18 protein-coding genes are annotated in these 19266 nt (G+C 65.9%); 13 read left to right on the top strand and 5 right to left on the bottom strand.

All coding sequences use genetic code 11. The features are described 5' to 3' along the window. Positions 1-9: 9 nt before the first annotated feature. The 5 genes from AC1MLZ_RS06830 to AC1MLZ_RS06850 form a co-directional block, all read right to left on the bottom strand. The gene (locus tag AC1MLZ_RS06830; RefSeq protein WP_480960965.1) at positions 10-1074 is read right to left on the bottom strand and encodes an MBL fold metallo-hydrolase; all 1065 of its coding nucleotides are present in this window, start codon (positions 1072-1074) and stop codon (positions 10-12) included. Between the two features lie 559 nt (positions 1075-1633). Then, positions 1634-2311 (bottom strand): cell cycle transcriptional regulator TrcR, encoded by a 678-nt coding sequence (locus AC1MLZ_RS06835; protein WP_480960966.1) that lies wholly within the window; start codon positions 2309-2311, stop codon positions 1634-1636. 99 nt (positions 2312-2410) lie between these two features. Further along, the gene (locus tag AC1MLZ_RS06840; protein ID WP_480960967.1) at positions 2411-3433 is read right to left on the bottom strand and encodes a glycosyltransferase family 4 protein; all 1023 of its coding nucleotides are present in this window, start codon (positions 3431-3433) and stop codon (positions 2411-2413) included. Between the two features lie 162 nt (positions 3434-3595). After that, complete coding sequence (locus tag AC1MLZ_RS06845; protein WP_480960968.1) at positions 3596-4480, bottom strand: UDP-2,3-diacylglucosamine diphosphatase; 885 nt, start codon at positions 4478-4480, stop codon at positions 3596-3598. A gap of 403 nt (positions 4481-4883) precedes the next feature. Continuing rightward, positions 4884-5903, bottom strand: coding sequence for an NAD(P)H-quinone oxidoreductase (locus tag AC1MLZ_RS06850; RefSeq protein ID WP_480960969.1), 1020 nt, complete (start codon positions 5901-5903; stop codon positions 4884-4886). 73 nt (positions 5904-5976) lie between these two features. On the opposite strand from AC1MLZ_RS06850, the gene AC1MLZ_RS06855 reads away from it, so the two are divergent. From AC1MLZ_RS06855 to AC1MLZ_RS06915, 13 genes are all read left to right on the top strand, one after another. Further along, positions 5977-6171: a DUF1192 domain-containing protein gene (locus tag AC1MLZ_RS06855; protein WP_480960970.1), complete on the top strand. Its 195-nt coding sequence runs from the start codon at positions 5977-5979 to the stop codon at positions 6169-6171. Positions 6172-6314: 143 nt separating this feature from the next. After that, positions 6315-8630 carry an ATP-dependent Clp protease ATP-binding subunit ClpA gene (gene clpA, locus AC1MLZ_RS06860; protein ID WP_480960971.1) on the top strand — a complete coding sequence of 772 codons (2316 nt, stop codon included), beginning with the start codon at positions 6315-6317 and terminating at the stop codon, positions 8628-8630. A 271-nt stretch (positions 8631-8901) separates the two neighbouring features. Beyond that, positions 8902-10581 (top strand): GGDEF domain-containing protein, encoded by a 1680-nt coding sequence (locus AC1MLZ_RS06865; RefSeq protein WP_480960972.1) that lies wholly within the window; start codon positions 8902-8904, stop codon positions 10579-10581. 57 nt (positions 10582-10638) lie between these two features. After that, positions 10639-10836, top strand: coding sequence for a hypothetical protein (locus AC1MLZ_RS06870; RefSeq protein ID WP_480960973.1), 198 nt, complete (start codon positions 10639-10641; stop codon positions 10834-10836). A 97-nt stretch (positions 10837-10933) separates the two neighbouring features. Further along, the gene (locus tag AC1MLZ_RS06875; protein WP_128454318.1) at positions 10934-11173 is read left to right on the top strand and encodes an exodeoxyribonuclease VII small subunit; all 240 of its coding nucleotides are present in this window, start codon (positions 10934-10936) and stop codon (positions 11171-11173) included. 13 nt (positions 11174-11186) lie between these two features. Continuing rightward, positions 11187-12077, top strand: a complete 891-nt coding sequence (locus tag AC1MLZ_RS06880) for a polyprenyl synthetase family protein (protein WP_480961483.1) — start codon at positions 11187-11189, stop codon at positions 12075-12077. A 22-nt stretch (positions 12078-12099) separates the two neighbouring features. Next, positions 12100-12606 carry a pantetheine-phosphate adenylyltransferase gene (gene coaD / locus AC1MLZ_RS06885; RefSeq protein WP_480960974.1) on the top strand — a complete coding sequence of 169 codons (507 nt, stop codon included), beginning with the start codon at positions 12100-12102 and terminating at the stop codon, positions 12604-12606. Positions 12607-12831: 225 nt separating this feature from the next. After that, positions 12832-13569, top strand: a complete 738-nt coding sequence (locus AC1MLZ_RS06890) for a peptidylprolyl isomerase (RefSeq protein WP_480960975.1) — start codon at positions 12832-12834, stop codon at positions 13567-13569. 7 nt (positions 13570-13576) lie between these two features. Continuing rightward, positions 13577-14602, top strand: coding sequence for a tRNA preQ1(34) S-adenosylmethionine ribosyltransferase-isomerase QueA (gene queA, locus AC1MLZ_RS06895; protein ID WP_480960976.1), 1026 nt, complete (start codon positions 13577-13579; stop codon positions 14600-14602). An 8-nt stretch (positions 14603-14610) separates the two neighbouring features. Beyond that, positions 14611-15066 carry an EF-hand domain-containing protein gene (locus AC1MLZ_RS06900; RefSeq protein ID WP_480960977.1) on the top strand — a complete coding sequence of 152 codons (456 nt, stop codon included), beginning with the start codon at positions 14611-14613 and terminating at the stop codon, positions 15064-15066. 4 nt (positions 15067-15070) lie between these two features. Continuing rightward, positions 15071-16219, top strand: a complete 1149-nt coding sequence (gene tgt / locus AC1MLZ_RS06905) for a tRNA guanosine(34) transglycosylase Tgt (RefSeq protein ID WP_480960978.1) — start codon at positions 15071-15073, stop codon at positions 16217-16219. Further along, positions 16216-16413 carry a hypothetical protein gene (locus AC1MLZ_RS06910; protein WP_197978314.1) on the top strand — a complete coding sequence of 66 codons (198 nt, stop codon included), beginning with the start codon at positions 16216-16218 and terminating at the stop codon, positions 16411-16413. The genes tgt and AC1MLZ_RS06910 overlap by 4 nt, the downstream gene beginning before the upstream one ends. 8 nt (positions 16414-16421) lie before the next feature. Then, on the top strand, positions 16422-19253 hold the full coding sequence (locus AC1MLZ_RS06915; protein ID WP_480960979.1) for a M16 family metallopeptidase: 2832 nt from the start codon (positions 16422-16424) through the stop codon (positions 19251-19253). The last annotated feature ends 13 nt before the right edge of the window (positions 19254-19266 follow it).

The following is a 19266-nucleotide window of genomic DNA, read 5'->3' on the forward strand; positions in this document are numbered from 1 at the left end:
CATGCTAGCTCAGGTCGCGCGCCACCACCACACGCCATCGTGCGTGTCGCGGGCGGCGCGCCCCTCGACTTCGAGGCGGCGCAGATGGGCGAGCGCTTCGCCGGTCGCCATGCCGAGCACGTCGGGGCCGATCGCGCGGCGGAACAGGCGGCCGAAGCAGTCGACCGCGCGGCGGGGTTCGGCGAGGAAGACGGCGAGTTCGTCGAGCCGTTCGCGGTGTTCGCGGTCCATCGCGTCGAGGCGCGTGTGGAGGCCGGTGAACGGATCGCCGTGGCCCGGAAGGACGAGCAGGTCGGCGGGCAGCGTCTTCAGCTTGGCGATCGAGGCGAACCAGTCGCCCAACGGGTCGGCGTTCGGTTCGGTGACGCCGAGCGAGACGTTGGGGCTGATGCGGGGCAAGACCTGGTCGCCGGCGATGAGGATGCCGCCGGCTTCGTCGTACAGGCACGCATGTTCGGGGCAGTGGCCGGAGCCCGTTACGATCCGCCAGTCGCGCGTGCCGATCGTAAGCGTGTCGCCGTCTTCGATGCGGGTGTAGCTGAGCAGGAGCGGGGTGATGATCTTGCGGAAGCCGGCCCAGCCCTTGGCGGTGGCGTAGTCGATCTGCGCGGAGTCCCAGCCAGCGGATTGCCAGAAGGCGAGCATTTCGCGGGGGACCGAGTCGCGGGCGTCGGCCGCGAGCATGCGCGCGGTTAGCCACTCGGCTCGGGTCATGATTAGGGGCGCGGCGTGATGGTCGCACATCCAGCCGGCCAGGCCGATATGGTCGGGGTGGAAGTGTGTGCCGATCATCCTGGTGATGCGGGTGCCGGCTTTGGGACCGTTGAAGATGGCTTTCCAGGCGTCACGGGCTTCAGACGTGTTCATGCCGGTGTCGATCAGCGCTTCGCCATCGGTGTCGGCGAGAAGCCAGCAGTTTACGTGGCGCAGGGGGCCGGGGATTTTGAGGCGGACCCAGTCTATGCCGGGGGCGACTTGCATCGTGCCGCCCGTTTTCGGCTCGGCGCCGCCGAAGGGATAGGTCAGGCCCTTGTGGCTTGTCGGCGCGAATGCTGTGTCGGGTTGGGTTGCCATCCGTTGCAGTTAGCAACTGGATGTGGCGGGAGATAGTGCTGGCGGGGGGCCAGCAAACCTACTCCGTCATCCTGACGAAAGTCAGGACCCAGAGTAACGCGGGGCGGCGCTGATGGCCCTGGGTCCTGACTTTCGTCAGGATGACGGAACAGAGGTTACCCTTTCCGCCCCCTCCGTCTGGCGAGTGCCAGCCACCTCCTCCCGGCGGGGGGAGGATTGGATCATCTTGTGTCGCTACGATGCTCCACGTGCTCCGTCACCCCGGGCTTGTTCCGGGGTCCACCGGCCCGCGAACTCAATTCGCTCGGTTTTGCGGAACCGTGGATGCCGGAACAAGCCCGGCATGACGGCGAGGCAGCGAAGCAGCGAAGCAGCGAAGCAGCGAAGCAGCGAAGCAGCGAAGCAGCGAAGCAGCGAAGCAGGGAGGCCATCATAGCGCTGCATCGTCTAGGCCAGAATCGTCTAGGCCAGATCGGTTGGCGGACCTTGTCGACAGTATCGCAGCAGGAAAGCGCGAGCCCACCCCTGCCCCCTCCCGCTTGCGGGAGGGGAAGTGAGGTCAACGCTTGAAGGGGTCGTCGAAGAGCGGCTTGACCGGCAACACGCCACCTTCTGCCACGAACTGCGCGTCCGCGGCCGCCTGGGTGCGTTCTGCGCGGAGCTGCTGGAGCAGGACCTCGCGGTCGCCTTCGAGGCGGGTGTCGGTGGGGGCTTCCATGCCCGCCGCCTTCGCCGCCTTCGCCACCGCCGCGTCCAACTCACGCTGCGAGGTCAGGCCGAGCGTGACCGGATCCTTCGGCGTGATGTTGGCGATGTTCCAGTGGCTGCGGTCGCGGATCGCGGCGATGGTCGTGCGTGTCGTGCCGATCAGCAGCGAAATCGCGCCGTCGGTGATCTCGGGGTGATTGCGGATGATCCACGAGATGCCGTCGGGCTTGTCCTGGCGCTTCGAGACCGGCGTGTAGCGCGGACCCTTGGTGCGGCGGACCTGATCGGGGCCCTTAATCATCTTGAGCTGGTAATCGGGGTCGGCGGCACCCTTGTCGATCTCTTCCTGCGTCACTTCGTGCGCGCGGACGGGATCGCGACCGGTCAGCTTGGTCGAGGTGGTGTCGTCGGCGATCGCCTGGATCTCGAGGATGTGCAGGCCGCAGAAGTCCGCGATCTGCTCGAAGCTGAGCGCGGTATTGTCGACCATCCAGGCGGCGGTCGCGTGGGGCATGAGCGGCTGGGCCACGGCGGAAACTCCGTAAAAATAGAAAGGGCCGCCCCTTTCGGAGCGGCCTGACATGAGAGAGACTTAGTGCGCGCGGGGGCAACAGGCAAGCGAACAAGCTCAGGCGGCCATGAGCTTTCCTTCGAGGGGGACGAGCGCGTGGAGGAACTGGCGTGCGCTGGCCGGCCAGCTGTAGCGCGCGGCGTAGGCGGCGCAGGTGACGCGGTCGCGGGTCAGCGCGGTGGCGATTGCGGTGTCGAGATCGTCGTGCATCGCGCCGACGCGGTCGTCGAGGACGTCGATCGGGCCGGTTACCGGGTAGGCCGCGACGGGCGTGCCGCACGCCAAAGCTTCGATCATGACGAGGCCAAACGTGTCGGTGCGGCTCGGGAACACGAGCACGTCGGCGGTGCGGTAGGCGGCGGCGAGGTCCAGGCCGGAGCGTTGGCCGAGAAAGACCGCGTCCGGGAAGCGACGCGCGAGCGAGGCGCGGGCGGGGCCTTCGCCGACGACGACCTTGGTGCCGGGGTGCGCTGAGGAGAGGAACGCCTCGATGTTCTTCTCGACCGCGACGCGCCCGACATAGAGGAGGATCGGGCCGGGAAGTGCGGCCATCTCGGGATCGCGGGCGCCGTCCAGGCCGAACTGCGCGAAGTCGACGCCCCTGCCCCATTCACGGACCTGGTGCAGGCCTTTCGCGGCGAGCGTTGCGGCGACGGAGGGGGTCGAGACAAGGATCGACTGGGCGGGGCGGTGGAACCAGCGGATGTAACGCCAGATCCAGTCGGGGTTCGCGCCGGTGCGGGCTGCGATATAGTCTGGGAACTGCGTGTGGTACGCGCTGGTGAACGGAAGTGCGCGGGCGAGGCACCACGAGCGGGCCGCGAGGCAGACCGGGCCCTCGGTAGCGAGGTGGATCGCGTCCGGCCCGAAGGCGGCGAGCATGCGACCGACGGCGCCTGAACGGGCGAAGGCGAGGCGAATCTCGGGGTAGGTCGGACATGGCATCGAGGCGAAGCGTTCGGGGGAAACTACCAGCACCTCATGGCCGATCGATTCGAGTTCGCGCTGCACCGACTGAAGGGTGCGGACGACGCCGTTGACTTGCGGGCTCCAGGCGTCCGTGACGATTGCGATACGCATCGATTTTCTCCTGCTTGTCCCTCTCCCGCGAGGGAGAGGGAGGGGCCCACCGCTTTTGCGGTGGGCGGGTGAGGGCACGCTTTTTCGCTAGTGCGGTGGACTTGCCCTCACCCTCGCCGCTTCGCGTCTTTCCCTCTCCCCGTGGGGGAGAGGGGTTTTAAGTCAGGCGGCTAGGGTGACGATCTTGTCGCGCTCGCGGGCGGCGATTTCGTCGCCCCAGTGGAGGAGTTCCATGCGGCCATCGAAGTGCTCGACCAAGGCCGTGCAGCCTTCGACCCAGTCACCGTCATTGTAATAGGCGATGCCGGCGATCTCGCGCATTTCGGCGGTGTGGATGTGACCGCAGACCACGCCCTCGACACCGCGGACGCCGGCGGCATGCGCGACGACTTCCTCGAAGTGCGAGATGAAGGCGACCGCGTTCTTGACCTTGGCCTTGGCGTGCTTCGACAGCGACCAATAGGGCATACCGAGCCGTCGGCGGGCGGCGTTGACCCAGCGATTGAGGCCCATCAGCATCGTGTAGGCGGCGTCGCCGATGTGGGCGACCCAGCGGTGCGCCAGAGTGATCGCGTCGAACTCGTCGCCGTGGAGCACCAGCAGGCGACGGCCATCCGCCGTCTCGTGGACCGCGTTGCGGCGGATCGAGATGCCCCCCAGGTCGAGGCCCGAATATTGCCGGAACACCTCGTCGTGGTTGCCGGGGATGTAGACGACGCGGGTGCCGCGCTTGGCGCGCTTGAGCAGGCGCCAGATCACGTCGTTGTGCGCGGCGGGCCAGTAGAACTTCTTCTTGAGCCGCCAGCCGTCGATCATGTCGCCGACGAGATACATCGTCTCGCTGTCGACGTGGTCGAGAAAGTCGTTGAGCATCCCGGCGTTGCAGCCGCGAGTGCCGAGATGGACGTCGGAAATCCAGATCGTGCGATATTGGCGTCGCTCGACGACCGGCTCCGGTACTGCGGGCCGGGAATGGATGAAGTCGGCGATATCAGTGATATCGGCGCCCAAGATGCTAGATGGCGAAAACGTCGTAACGGCGTTCATGAGCCTGCCCCCGCAAAACTATCCTTGTCGCGAGTATTAGCCGAGTATTGTGACAGGGTGGTCGCAGTCCGGTGACTGTTCGAAGTCATCGCCGAGTATAGCTTGTTTCCCCGCGAAGGCGGGGATCCAGACTGGGCTCCCGCCTTTGCGGGAGAACAAGTTTTGGCGCAGTAGCGTTTCAAGCACACCACCCCGGCGGAGGCCGGGGCCCAATTGGAAAGGTTGAAGTAACGGAGAACTGCGCTCGATCAGCAGCGTCCCCCAATTGGGCCCCGGCCTTCGCCGGGGTGGTGGTGGTGCGCTGGAGGAATTTCGGCCGTCAAACGGGGATACCCCAGCTTTCGCTGGGGGTGACGGGAGGGGGCGGGATCAGGCGCGGGCATGGCAACCGGGCCCCTTCCTCTCACTCCATCGTCAGCACGATTTTTCCAACGTGATCGCCCGCTTCCATCCGTGTGTGCGCCGCCGGCGCGTCGGCGAAGGCGAAGGTTCGGTCGATCACCGGCTTCAGCTTGCCGGCCTCGACGTGCGGCCACACCGTGCGCGCCAGTTCGTCAGCGACCAGCGACTTGAACGCGGTGTCGCGCGGTCGGAGCGTGGAGCCGGTCAGCGTCAGGCGGCGGCGCATGATTTCGAACAGGGGGACGGTCGCCATCATGCCGCCCTGGACCGCGATCGAGACGTGGCGGCCGTCTTCGGCGAGGCATTGCAGGTTGCGGGGGACGTAATCGCCGCCGACCATGTCGAGCACCGCCGCGACGCCCCTGCCGCCGGTGATCTGCTTCACGCGCTCGACGAAATCCTCCGACTTATAGTCGATGGCATGGGTCGCGCCGAGGCTTAGCGCGGCTTCGCACTTGGCCTTCGAGCCCGCGGTGACGATGATGTCGATGCCGAACACGTTGCACAGGGCGATCGCCATCGTGCCGATGCCGCTGGTGCCGCCGTGGACCAGGACGGTGTCACCCTCCATCGCGTAGGCGCGTTCGAAGAGGTTGGTCCAGACGGTGAAGAGCGTCTCGGGCATCGCCGCCGCCTCGACCATCGTCAGTGCTTCCGGGACGGGGAGGCACTGGCCGAACGGCGCGACCGCGTATTCGGCATAGGCGCCGCCCGAGATCAGCGCGCAGACGAGCTGGCCGACCTGTTCGTCGCCGATGCCCTCGCCGACCGCGACGATCGTGCCGGAGATTTCCATGCCCAGAATGGACGGCGCGCCGGGCGGCGGCGGGTATTTGCCCTGGCGCTGCATGACTTCGGGACGGTTGACCCCGGCCGCGGCCACCTTGACCAGAACCTCGCCCGCACCCGGTTTCGGCACCGGACGATCGACCAGCACCAGGACTTCGGGACCACCGGGCTGTTCGGGATCGATCGCCTTCATGACGTCGGGCATCACGGCGGGTACGGTATCGATTGTCATCAGCGCAGCACGCCCCATTTGATTTCAGCGCCTTATTGACATCACTCCGGTGCGGGTCAACGTTAGAGGCACGATGGACCTGGAAGACGCCCCCTCTCGTCCCGACGATCTGCTCGACGCGCTCGTGCGGCAGGACCTCGATCCGCTGTCGGTCGCCGAGCTCGATGCGCGGATTACCGTGCTGCAGGGCGAGATCGCGCGGTGCCAGCTGAAAAAGGACCGCGCCGTCAGTCACCGGGCCATCGCCGACGACCTGTTCAGGCAGTGACCGCCCTCCCCGCCTTCACACGCGCTGCATTTAGCCAGCGCAGGAACGGAGGGGGCCGGGTTCAAGTGCTTGATGCGACCGATATCAGTTCCGACATAGTGGCAAAGGGCCTGCGTGTTCGCAGCCCGACAGGAGTATTGTAAATGCCATCATTTGCACCCGCCCTCGAGACCACGCTGCACAAGGCGCTCGAGGCGGCATCGTCCCGGCGCCACGAATATGCGACGCTGGAGCATCTGTTGCTCGCGCTGATCGACGACGAACATGCGTCGAAGGTCATGACCGCGTGCAACGTCGAGATCGGCGAACTGAAGAATACGGTTTCGCATTACCTCGACAGCGAACTCGATGCGCTGAAGGTCGATGCGGCGACCGACCCCTCCCCCACCAGCGGGTTCCAGCGCGTCGTCCAGCGCGCGATCTTGCACGTCCAGTCCTCGGGCCGCGACGAAGTGACGGGCGCCAACGTACTCGTCGCCTTGTTCAGCGAGCGCGAGAGCTATGCCGTCTATTTCCTGCAGCAGCAGGACATGAGCCGCCTAGATGCGGTCAGCTTCATCAGCCACGGTGTTGGCAAGGGCGGACAGCAGGCAACCGAAGCATCCACGCCAAAGGGTGCGGACGACGAGAAGCCAGCCAAGGGACAGGAGAAGAAGACGGAAAGCGCACTCAAGCAATTCACCGTCGATCTCAACGAGAAGGCGAAGGCCGGCAAGGTCGATCCGCTGATCGGGCGCGGCCCGGAGGTGGATCGGACGATCCAGATCCTGTGCCGCCGGTCGAAGAACAACCCGCTGTATGTCGGCGATCCGGGCGTGGGCAAGACCGCGATCGCGGAAGGGCTGGCGCGCAAGATCGTCGAGGGCGACGTGCCCGACGTGCTCTTGCCTGCCGTCATCTACTCGCTCGACATGGGCGCGTTGCTGGCGGGGACGCGGTATCGTGGCGACTTCGAGGAGCGGCTGAAGGCGGTCGTCAACGAGCTTGAGAAGCTTCCCGATGCGGTGCTGTTCATCGACGAGATTCATACCGTGATCGGTGCGGGCGCGACCAGCGGCGGCGCCATGGATGCGTCGAACCTGCTCAAGCCGGCGCTTAGCGGCGGTACGATCCGGTGCATCGGCTCGACGACGTACAAGGAGTTCCGCAATCACTTCGAGAAGGACCGCGCTCTGCTGCGGCGCTTCCAGAAGATCGACGTGAATGAGCCGACGATCGAGGATACCATCAAGATCCTCGCTGGCCTGCGTTCGGCGTTCGAGGATCACCACAACGTCAAGTACACGCCCGATGCGATCAAGTCGGCGGTGGAGCTGTCGGCGCGGTACATCAACGACCGCAAGCTGCCGGACAAGGCGATCGACGTGATCGACGAGGTCGGCGCGATGCAGATGCTGGTGCCGCCGAACAAGCGCAAGAAGACGATCACCCCCAAGGAGATCGAACAGGTCATCGCGACGATGGCGCGCATCCCGCCTAAGTCGGTCTCGACCGACGACAAGCTGGCTCTGGCCACGCTCGAGACGGACCTGAAGCGCGTGGTGTTCGGGCAGAATGCGGCGATCGAGAAGCTGTCGTCGGCGATCAAGCTGGCGCGGGCGGGCCTGCGCGAGCCGGAGAAGCCGATCGGCAACTATCTGTTCACCGGCCCAACCGGTGTCGGCAAGACCGAAGTCGCCAAGCAGCTGTCGACGATCTTGGGGATTCCGCTCCAGCGGTTCGACATGAGCGAGTATATGGAGCGGCATTCGGTCAGCCGTCTGATCGGTGCGCCGCCGGGCTATGTCGGGTTCGATCAGGGCGGTCTGCTGACCGATGCGGTCGACCAGAACCCGCACTGCGTGCTTCTGCTCGACGAGATCGAGAAGGCGCATCCGGACCTGTTCAACATCCTGTTGCAGGTGATGGATAACGGGCGGCTGACCGACCAGCACGGCAAGTCTGTCGATTTCCGCAACGTCATCCTGATCATGACGACCAATGCGGGCGCCAGCGACATGGCGCGCGAGACGGTCGGCTTCGGGAACCTGACGCGCGAAGGCGAGGACGAGCAGGCGGTGCAGAAGATGTTCACGCCGGAATTCCGCAACCGTCTCGATGCGGTGGTGCCGTTCGGGTATCTGCCGACCGAAGTGGTGGCGCGGGTCGTGGACAAGTTCATCCTGCAGCTCGAATTGCAGCTGGCGGACCGCGGCGTGCACATCGTCCTCGACGACGAGTCGAAGGCGTGGTTGACGACCAAGGGCTATGACAGACTGTACGGCGCACGGCCGATGGGTCGCCTGATCCAGGAGAAGATCAAGCAGCCGCTCGCCGAGGAATTGTTGTTCGGCAAGCTGGTCCACGGCGGCGAGGTGACGGTGAAGATGAAGGACGGCGCGTTGTCGTTCGCGATCGAGCCTGCTGCACCAAAGAAGCCCAAGAAGAAGGGCAAGACCGAGACGGTCGGCGCGGAGTAGCGTTGGCACCTTGGTAATTTGAAGAGCCTGCCGCTGGAACGTTCCAGTGGCAGGCTTTTTTGTGGGTCGCTCCAAAGGGATCCGCAGCACTGCAATCGGCCCTCGCCGAAGGAGGGCTGGCTCTTGCTGGACGGAAAGCGCGGTATGTACGAATCAGCCTTTGGCGCCCCCCCCCGGATCAGGGAAGAGACGTTTAATTTCATAGAACCCGTCCGCGACGGAACTTTTTCGCGTTTACTGATAATTGGGAAAGCCTCGCTAGCATCGCCGTATGGAAAGCAAGGCATGGTTGCGGTGGATGATCGGCGCGTTCGCGTTGGCGTTCGGCCTTGCCTGTGCCGTGCCGGCCGCAGCCGTGACGGGGACGCCGATTTCGGTCTGCGTTCGTCCCGCGATCGTGGGGCAGACGCCCGGTGCGCTGTTCCGGCAGCCACGCGGTTTCGACTGCACCACGTCGCAAACCCGATTTGGCAGCGGTGATTTCTGGGTATTGTCGCAGCCCCTGCCCGCGATCCGCGCCGCCGATCATACCGTGCGGATCGGCAGCACCTGGATGAACCGGGTGACCCTGTTCGTGCTCTATGCCGACGGATCGATCCGCTACACCGGCTTCACCTCGCGCACCGCGGGACGCCTGCTCGGGCTTGGTGCGGTAATCGTTCAATCCTTGCCGCCGCATGACGCGGCCCCGGTCCGGCTGCTGTGGCATGTCGAGGGGTCAGCGAACCTGCGTGGCCTGATCCTGGGTCCCGCGCTCGCCGACCACGCGCAAAGCGATACCACCGAGATCCTGCTTGCCGCACTCTATGGCGCGTTCGGCGGGATGGCGATCGCGCTGATCGTCTACAATCTCGCGCTGTGGGGCGCGTTGCGGCAGGCGTTCCAACCCGCGTATTGCCTGCTCCTGCTGTGTCTGCTCGCGTATGCGGTGACGTCTTCGGGTGCTTTGGGGCAGGTGTTCCCGACCTTCGACAACAACGATCGCCAACGGCTGAACACGCTGTTCCTCGCTGGATCGGCGGCGTCTGCGCTGGTGTTCGCACGCACCTTCTTCGAACAGGGGGTGTTTGCAGGGTGGCTGCGAACCGCAAGCAGCTGGGTCATCGCCGCGCTGCTGACGACCAGCACATTATGGGCTGCGTGCGCGCCTTGGCATTTTCGCGTGTTCGATACGATGCTGGTAAGCGCGTACCTGCTGTTGCTGGTGCTGATCCCCATCATTCTTTTCCGTGCCTGGCGGATGCGGAGCAATTTCCTGTGGCTGTTCGCGCTGGCGTGGAGCGTGCCGATCGTGGTCGCCAGCCTCCGCGTCGCCAACGCCTTTGCGTTGCTGGACTGGAGCCTGTGGCTCGACAATTCGACGATCCTGTCGATGGCGCTCGAATCGATGCTGTCGAGCCTGGCAATTGCCTATCGGATACGCCTGCTCAGCGTCGAGCGCGATACCGCGCGCGAACAGGAGATCGCCGCCCGGCTGCTCGCGGATACCGAGCCGCTGACGGGTCTGCTCAACCGTCGTGCGTTCCTGCACCGGGCGATCGGCCGTGCAGGCGACCAGATGCTGCTGATCGCCGACGTCGACCATTTCAAGCACGTCAACGAGACGATCGGGCATGACGGCGGCGACGAGGTGCTGCGCGTCGTCGCCCGCGCGCTGCGCAACGCGGTGCCACCCGACGCTCTGGTGGCGCGGATCGGTGGTGAGGAGTTCGCCATCCTGGTCGATGCGGCGACTCCGATCCTGCCGGATATGATCCTCGAACGATTGCGCAGCCAGCGGATGCCGTTCGATATCGCCGTCACGGCCAGTATCGGCAGCTGTACCGGACCGCTGCTGCGCGAGGCGGACTGGAAAGCGCTGTACCGCAGCGCCGATCGTGCGCTGTTCGCCGCGAAGGGCGCCGGACGCGATCGATCCCGCGATGCCAGCGTTCTGCCGATCGCCGCTTGATACACTTGCGGAACGACCCCGATCGGAGCATGCTCGTAAGATGCCGGGAGATGGGTGATGCGCGATCGTAGGGCTGTGCTTGTGGTCGCGGGACTTGCGCTGATGGCGCTGACCGTCCGCCATCCGACCGCCGACATTCGTATCCTCACGCACGAGACCAGCGATCCATCGCCGCACCGGATGCAGGCTGCGGTGGACCTCGGGCTGATCGGCGTTTCGGTGCTCTATACCTGGACGGTCAGCCGGTTGCGCTGATCGATACGACGATGTCGCACGCACAAACTTCCTTCGCGCATCCCCTTCCTTCGCGCATCCTTGACCCTCGTCGCGTGCCTGCGCCATAGCGGCGGGCATGGACACGCCGATCGAAGACCTCGCGTTCGAGGATGCACTGAAGGAACTCGAGCTTATCGTCGGGAAGCTGGAGAGTGGCGACACGCCGCTTCAGCAGGCGATCGAGCTGTACGAGCGTGGCAACAAGCTGCGCCAGCGTTGCGCGGACCGGCTCGACGCGGCGCAGGCGCGGATCGAGGCGATACGGCTCGACGGCGAGGGCAAACCTGCCGGCGTCCGTCCGTTTGCCGCGGGCTGACGCGGTGAGCGGCATGCCCCTCACGCTCGACGCCGCGCTCGCTGACGTTTCGGCCGAGATCGACCGGCAGTTCGACCTGCTGCTGGCGATCCCCGACGATCCCCGCAGTGACCTGTATCGAGCGATGCGGCACGCGGCGATCGGTGGTGGCAAGCGACTGCGGCCGCTGCTGGTGTTCGCGACCGCCAACCTGTTCGACGTCGCGCGCGAATGCTCGGCACGGGTCGCGACCGCGATCGAGGCGATCCATGTCTATTCGCTGATCCATGACGATCTGCCGTCGATGGACGACGACGACATGCGGCGCGGCAAGCCGACCGTGCACAAGGTGTTCGACGAGGCGACCGCGATCCTGGCGGGCGACTGCCTGCACGCGATGGCGTTCGAGATCCTCGCCGATCCGGCGACGCATGCCGATCCGTTCGTGCGGGTCGAACTGGTGATGGACCTCGCGCGGGCGTCTGGGCCGAACGGCATGGCCGGCGGTCAGAAAATGGATATCGAGGCGGAGAACACGCGCTTCGATCTCAATACCGTGACGCGGTTACAGCAGATGAAGACGGGCGCGTTGATCTGCGCATCGGTCGAAGCCGGCGCCATTCTTGGGCGATTGCCGCCCGAAGGCCGCATTGGGCTTCGTGGCTATGCGCATGACCTGGGGCTCGCGTTCCAGATTGCCGACGACCTGCTAGACGCCGAGGGTGACGAGGCGATCGCGGGCAAGAAGCTGCGCAAGGACGATGGCGCGGGCAAGGAAACGTTCCTGTCGCTGCTGGGCCCGGAGCGCGCACGTGAGCAGGCGCGGATGCTGGTCGACCAGGCCGTGGCGCATCTGCACAGCTACGGCAAGGAAGCCGATTTGCTGCGGGATATCGCCCGCTTCGTGCTCGAACGCGACCGTTGATTTTGGCACCTGGGAGATCGCAATGACCGCACGGATTGGCGTTTACCCGGGGACATTCGATCCCGTCACCTTGGGTCACATGGACATCATCCGTCGGGGCGCGAAGCTGGTCGACAGGCTGGTGATCGGGGTGACGACCAATCCGTCCAAGTCGCCGATGTTCACGATCGAGGAGCGGATGGCGACGGTGCGCCGCGAAGTGGCGGACGTCGACGGCGATATCGAAGTGGTGGCATTCGATTCGTTGCTGATGGACTTTGCCGAGCGGCAGGGGGCGAAGGTGATCGTCCGGGGCCTGCGCGCCGTCGCCGATTTCGAATACGAGTATCAGATGGCGGGGATGAACCAGCAGATCAATCCGCGCGTCGAGACGGTGTTCCTGATGGCCGACGTCGCGTTGCAGCCGATCGCAAGCCGGCTGGTGAAGGAAATCGCGCTGTACGGCGGGAATATCGCGAAGTTCGTGCCGACTGCGGTGTGTGCAGAGGTGATCGCGCGGGTCGAGAAGATCGGGCGCAAGGGTAGCTAATCCCCTGCCCGTCATGCCGGGCTTGTTCCGGCATCCACGGTTCCTCACGGTCGAGAGACTTGAGTGCGCGGAACGGTGGACCCCGGAACAAATCCGGGGTGACGAACTGCGGTGGAGATCGCTTCCTCCCGTTAACGCCCCCGCACGTTCAGATTGGCGCAAGCGGGGATTTGCTCTAAGTGGCAGCAGCCTGGCTGCGCCGGGCCTCTTTCGAGTGGGAATTTGATGCGCTTTTTCGTCGGAATGTTCGCGTTGCTAGGGTGTCTGGTCACGGTGCCGGTCGCGGCGCAGAAGAAGGACGTCGTGGTCGCCGCGGAGCGCAAGACGCCGCCGCTCACGACCGATACGCAGAATCTGCTGCTGCTGGACCTGTCGACCGGCGGGCGCGTGACGATCTGGCTGCGGCCCGACGTCGCGCCGCTGATGGTCGAGCGGATCAAGACGCTGACGCGCCAGCATTTCTATGACGGGCTGGCGTTCCACCGCGTGATCGACGGGTTCATGGCGCAGGGCGGCGATCCCAAGGGCGACGGCACGGGCGGCTCGACGCTGCCGGACCTGAAGGCCGAGTTCAATTACCTGCCGCACGTTCGCGGCGCCGTCTCGGCGGCGCGGTCGGACAAGGAGGACAGCGCGAACAGCCAGTTCTTCATCGTCTTCCAGCCGCGCCTGAGCCTCGACAAGAAATACACCGTGTTTGGTCGCGTGATCGACGGGATGCAGTATGTCGATACGATCGAGCGCGGCGAGCCGCCGGCGAACCCGTCGCGGATCGTTCATGCCTATATCGCGGCGGACAATCCTCCGGCGTATATCGCGGGTCCCCCGGCCCCTGCGCTCGGTGCGCCGGTGACGTTGCCGGGTACGGCGACCGGTGCGAACGCGGCCAAGCCGAAGCTTGCACCGGCCCGCAAGGCGGCCCCTGGGAAGCCGGCGGCGAAGAAGGCTCCTGCAAAGAAGTGACTTCACGTTGAACGTCGACCTTTTCGACTTCGACCTGCCGACCGACAACATCGCGCTCCGCCCCGCGGCGCCGCGCGATGCTGCTCGGATGCTGGTGCTCGAAGGTGACGCCACGCGCGATGCGGGCGTATCGGATCTGCCGTTGCTGCTGCGACGCGGCGACATGCTCGTATTCAACGATACGCGCGTGATCCCGGCGCAGCTCGATGGGCGACGCGGCGATGCGAAGATCGGCGCGACGCTTCATAAGCGCGAGGGGCCGCGGCGGTGGCGCGCGTTCATCCGCAACGCGCGGCGGCTCCGTGACGGCGACGTGATCGAGTTCGGCAACGGCGTCAGCGCAGCGGCGGTCGATCGCGAGGACGACGGCAGCTACGCGCTGGTCTTCGCGGGCGACGAGCCGGTGGAATTGCTGCTGGAGCGCGCGGGCCACATGCCCCTGCCCCCGTATATCGCCGGCAAGCGCCCAACCGACGAGCGCGATGCGGACGATTACCAGACGATGTTTGCGTCCGAGCCGGGCGCGGTCGCGGCGCCTACCGCCGCGCTGCATTTCACGCCGAAGCTGATGGCGGCGCTCGATGCGGCGGGGATCGGCCATGCGACGCTGACGCTGCACGTCGGCGCGGGGACGTTCCTGCCGGTCAAGGCGACCGACACGACCGAGCATCGGATGCACGCCGAATGGGGCCGGATCGATGCCGCGACCGCCGATCGGTTGAACGCGGTCCGCGCGGGCGGTGGCCGGGTGATCGCGGTCGGTACGACGTCGCTGCGCCTGATCGAGAGCGCGACCGGCGAGGACGACGTGATCCGCCCGTTCGACGGCGACACCGCCATCTTCATCACGCCGGGCTATCGGTTCCGCGGGATCGACGGATTGATGACCAATTTCCACCTGCCGCGATCGACCTTGTTCATGCTCGTGTCGGCGCTGATGGGGCGCGAACGGATGCAGGCGGCGTATGCCTATGCGATCGCGGGGAAGTATCGGTTCTACAGCTATGGCGACGCCTCGCTTCTGCTGCCATGACTGGCGGCATGCTGCTCGCCTTCGCTCTGCTCCAGGCTATCACGGCCGCCCCGCCGCCCGCGGGGACGCCACAGCCGCCTGCGACGATCTTCGCCGAGCCAGCCGCGCTGTTCATCGCCGCGTGCGATGCGAATGGCGATGGCCGCGTGACGCAGGCCGAACTGACCGCGGGCGTTGCGCGGAGCTATGCCACCGCCGAGGGCGCGGCGACGGGATCGATCGGGTACATCGCCTATGCTGATTGGGCGCAGGCGTGGCTCGGCGATCGCAATGCGTTGCCGAGCCCGTTCGAGGTCGATCGCGACGGCGACAACCGGATCACGCTTGCCGAATTGCAGACGCGGTTCGTGCAGTTCTTCGTGCGGTTCGACCGCGACAGGGACGGCGTGCTGACCCGCGCCGAACTCATCACCATCCGCGGCGCGCCAGTCGGCGATCGCTACGGCATCCGCAAGAAACGCTGATACCATGACCCGCCCTCGCTTCGACTTCACCATATCCGCTACCGATGGCAAGGCGCGCACTGGCGTCATCGCGATGCAGCGCGGCGACATCCGCACGCCCGCCTTCATGCCGGTCGGTACCGCGGCGACGGTCAAGGGGATGAAGCCCGCAGACGTGGTCGGTGCGGGCGCGGACATCATCCTCGGCAACACCTATCATTTGATGCTGCGCCCGGGCGCCGAGCGGGTCGCGCGACTTGGGGGGCTGCACGCGTTTTCGGGCTGGGCGAAGCCGATCCTGACCGATTCCGGCGGCTATCAGGTGATGAGCCTTGCCGATCTCACCAAGCGTTCCGAGGAGGGCGTGTCGTTCAAGTCCCACCTCGACGGTACGCGGCACCTGTTGAGCCCGGAGCGGTCGATCGAGATCCAGCGGCTGCTCGGATCGAACATCGTCATGGCGTTCGACGAACTGGTGCCGACGACGTCGACACGCGAGGTGCAGGCCGCCGCGATGGAGCGATCGATGCGCTGGGCGAAGCGGTCGCGCGCGGCGTTCGATGCGGGCGAAGATCATGCCGAGAACAACGCGATCTTCGGGATCCAGCAGGGCGCGTTGAACGAGGGGTTCCGGAAATCGTCGGCGGATGCGCTGATCGATATCGGCTTCGACGGCTATGCGGTCGGCGGGCTGGCGGTCGGCGAGGGCCAGGAGGCGATGTTCGGCTGCCTCGACTTCGCGCCGGGCCAGCTCCCGGTCGACAAGCCGCGCTATCTGATGGGGGTCGGCAAGCCCGACGATATCGTCGGTGCGGTCGAGCGCGGGATCGACATGTTCGACTGCGTGATGCCCACGCGATCAGGTCGCACCGGCCAGGCGTTCACGCGAACCGGCCCGATCAACATCCGCAACGCGAAATTTGCCGAGGATATGGGGCCACTCGATCCCGCCTGCCCCTGCCCCGTCTGCGCGACCTGGGGTCGGGCGTATCTGCATCACCTCGTCCGGTCGGGCGAAATGCTTGGCGCAATGCTCATGACGGAGCATAACATCTGGTTCTACGAAACGCTGATGGCGGATCTGCGGGCGGCGATCGCCTCGGGGACGCTGACGCAGTTCGCGAATGATTTCCGCGCGATGTATGTCCGGAAGAGTGAAGGAGAGACCAAGTGACCATCAAGATCGACAGCGACACGCCGAACGAAATCCTCGCCGCCGCGAAGGAGGCGAAGCTGCAGGCCGAAGCCGCCGCGCACAACGCCGCCGAAAAGGCCAAGAGCTGGCCGCTCGCGAAGATCGGACTGGGCGTCGGTATCGGCTCGGCGGCGATCGCAGGCGCGGTGCTGTTCGCAAACCGCAACAAGTAAGGATTTAGATGCGCCTCCTCCGCTCCGCTCTGCTGCTGACCGCAGCATGTTTCCCCGTAGCGGCGGTGGCGCAGACCGCACCGGCCCCGACGCAGGTTTCGGTCAAGCCGATCGCCTATACCGAGCGCACGCTGCCGAACGGCCTGCGCGTGTACGCGATCCGCGATACCGGCACGCCGAACGTGTCGGTGCAGGTGTGGTACGACGTGGGCTCCAAGGACGACCCCAAGGGCAAGTCCGGGTTCGCGCACATGTTCGAACATCTCATGTTCAAGTCGACGCGCAACCTGGTGTCGGAACAGATGGACCGGCTCACCGAAGACGTCGGCGGTTACAACAACGCGTCGACCAACGACGATTACACCAATTATTACGAGGTAATCCCGGCCAACCACCTCCAGCGGCTGCTGTTCGCGGAGGCGGACCGGATGGCGAGCCTCGTCGTCGAGCCCAAGAGCTTCGGGTCGGAACGCGACGTGGTGAAGGAGGAACTGCGCCAGAGCACGCTCGCGCGGCCGTACGGCAAGCTGTTCTCGCTCTATTACCCGGCGCTCGCTTATACTGCGCACCCCTATGCGCGCGGGACGATCGGCAGCCTGGAAAATCTCGAGGCGGCCGGGATCGACGACGTCCGGGCGTTCCACGCGACCTATTATCGGCCGGACAATGCCATTCTGGTGGTGTCGGGCAATTTCGATCCCGCGCAGTTGAACGGCTGGGTCGATCAGTATTTCGCCAAGATCAAGAAGCCGGCCGCAGCGATCCCGCGCGTGACGGTGGCCGAGCCGGCGCGGACCAAGGCGGTGACGCGCACCGTGTACGAGCCGAACACGCCATTGCCGGCGGTGCTGGTCAGCTATCACGTGCCTGCCGACCGCGATGCGGATAGCGCCGCGGTGACCGTGTTGAACGCGGTGCTGGCGACGGGCGAGAGTTCGCGGCTGTACGAGCACGTCGTGTACCGCGATCAGTTGGCGCAATCGGCGGAGGCGTTCCTCGACACCAAGCAGTCGACTGGTAATCTGGTGGTCTATGCGATCATGGCGGGCGGCAAGACGGCCGAGGCGGGCGAGGCCGCGTTGAAGCGCGAGATCGCGCGGTTCCGCGATGCGCCGGTGACGGCCGCCGAACTGGCCGAGGCGAAGAACGAGATCCTCACCCAATCGATCCAGTCGCGCGAGACCGCCGAGGGCAAGGCGAGCACGCTGGCCGCCGCGGTGTTGATCGACGGCGATCCGCAGGCGGCCGACAAGCAGCTCGCGGCGATCGCGCGGGTGACTGCGGCGGACATCCAGCGGGTGGCGCGGAAATATCTGGGCGAGAACCAGTCGGCGACGATCCGCTATATGCCGCTTGCGGCCAAGCCGGCCGGCGGTATCGCGGATACGATCGCGGTTGCCTCGACGGTGCAGGTTGCCGACCTGAAGGCGCCGGCGACCATCGAGATCGTGACGCCTGCGCCCGAAAGCCAGCGCGTCCAGCCGCCGGTGCCGAGCGCGCCGGTATCGCCGACGATTCCGCAGCCTGTGGAGACGCGGCTTGCGAACGGCATGCGGCTGGTGACGGTCGAGCGGCACGACCTGCCGATCGTCACGGCGTATCTCGTGACCGCGGGCGGTGCGGCGACCGACCCGGCTAATCGCGCTGGCGTCAGCAGCCTGTCGGCCGAACTGCTTACCAAGGGCACGAAGACGCGCTCGGCGACGCAGATCGCGCGTGCGGTCGAGGGGCTTGGCGGGGCGATCGGCAGTTCGGCTGGCAGCGACGGCGCGGCGGTCGACGTGACGGTGAAGTCGGACCAGTTGGCGCCGGCGATGGCGATCCTCGCAGATGTTGCGATAAATCCGGCCTTTGCGGCAGAAGAGATCGAGCGCGCGCGGACGCAGCAGGTCGACGCGGTCACGCTGGCGTTGAAGGATCCGGCACAGGTCGCGGGCTTGGTCGCGGATCGGGCCGTGCTTGGGACGTCGCCTTATGGTGCACCGAACGGGGGCACGCCGCTGTCGTTGAAGGCGATCACGCGAGCCGACATCACGGCGGCGTATGCGCGGAGCTTCCAGCCGGGCCAGGCGACGCTGATCATGGTCGGCGACGTCACCGCGGCGCGGGCGAAGGCGTTGGCGGAGGCGCAGTTCGGGTCTTGGAAATCGACCAGCAGGGCGACCGCGAGCGCGCCGCAGGTCACGTACCCTAAACCGCGCGTAATCGTCGTCGACATGCCCGAAGCGGGTCAGGCCGGTGTCGTGGTTGCCCGGCCGGCGATCGCGCGGTCGGACCCGCGCTATTATCCGCTGGCCGTCGGCAACACGGTGCTCGGCGGCGGTTTCTCGTCGCGGTTGAACCAGGAAATCCGGATCAAGCGCGGGCTGGCCTATGGCGCGGGCAGCGGGCTCGACGCGGGAAAGACGCAGGGCACGGTCGCGGCGCGGACGCAGACCAAGAACCCGACCGCTGCCGAAGTGGTGACGCTGATCGCCGCCGAGATGACGCGGATGGGGACGTCCCCGGTGCCTGCCGCAGAGCTCGATACGCGCAAGGCCGTGCTGGTCGGCAATTTCGGGCGCGGTATCGAGACGACGTCGGGGGTTGCCGGTATCCTCGGTGCCTATGTCCAGAACGGCGTGCCGCTCGGCGAACTCCAGCGCTATACCGGCGCAGTGGGCGCCGTCGATCCGGCAGCAGTGCAAGCTGCCGCCGTCAAGTTGCTCGACCCGAAGGCGGCAAGCATCGTCGTGGTCGGTGATGCCAAGCAGTTCATCGAGCCGCTACGGAAAGCCTACCCGAACGTCGAGGTCATCCCCGAAGCTGCGCTGAAGCTCGACACCGCAACCTTACGGTAAGCGATTGTTGCTA

It is taken from the genome of Sphingomonas sp. PEI4, from assembly GCF_056679955.1.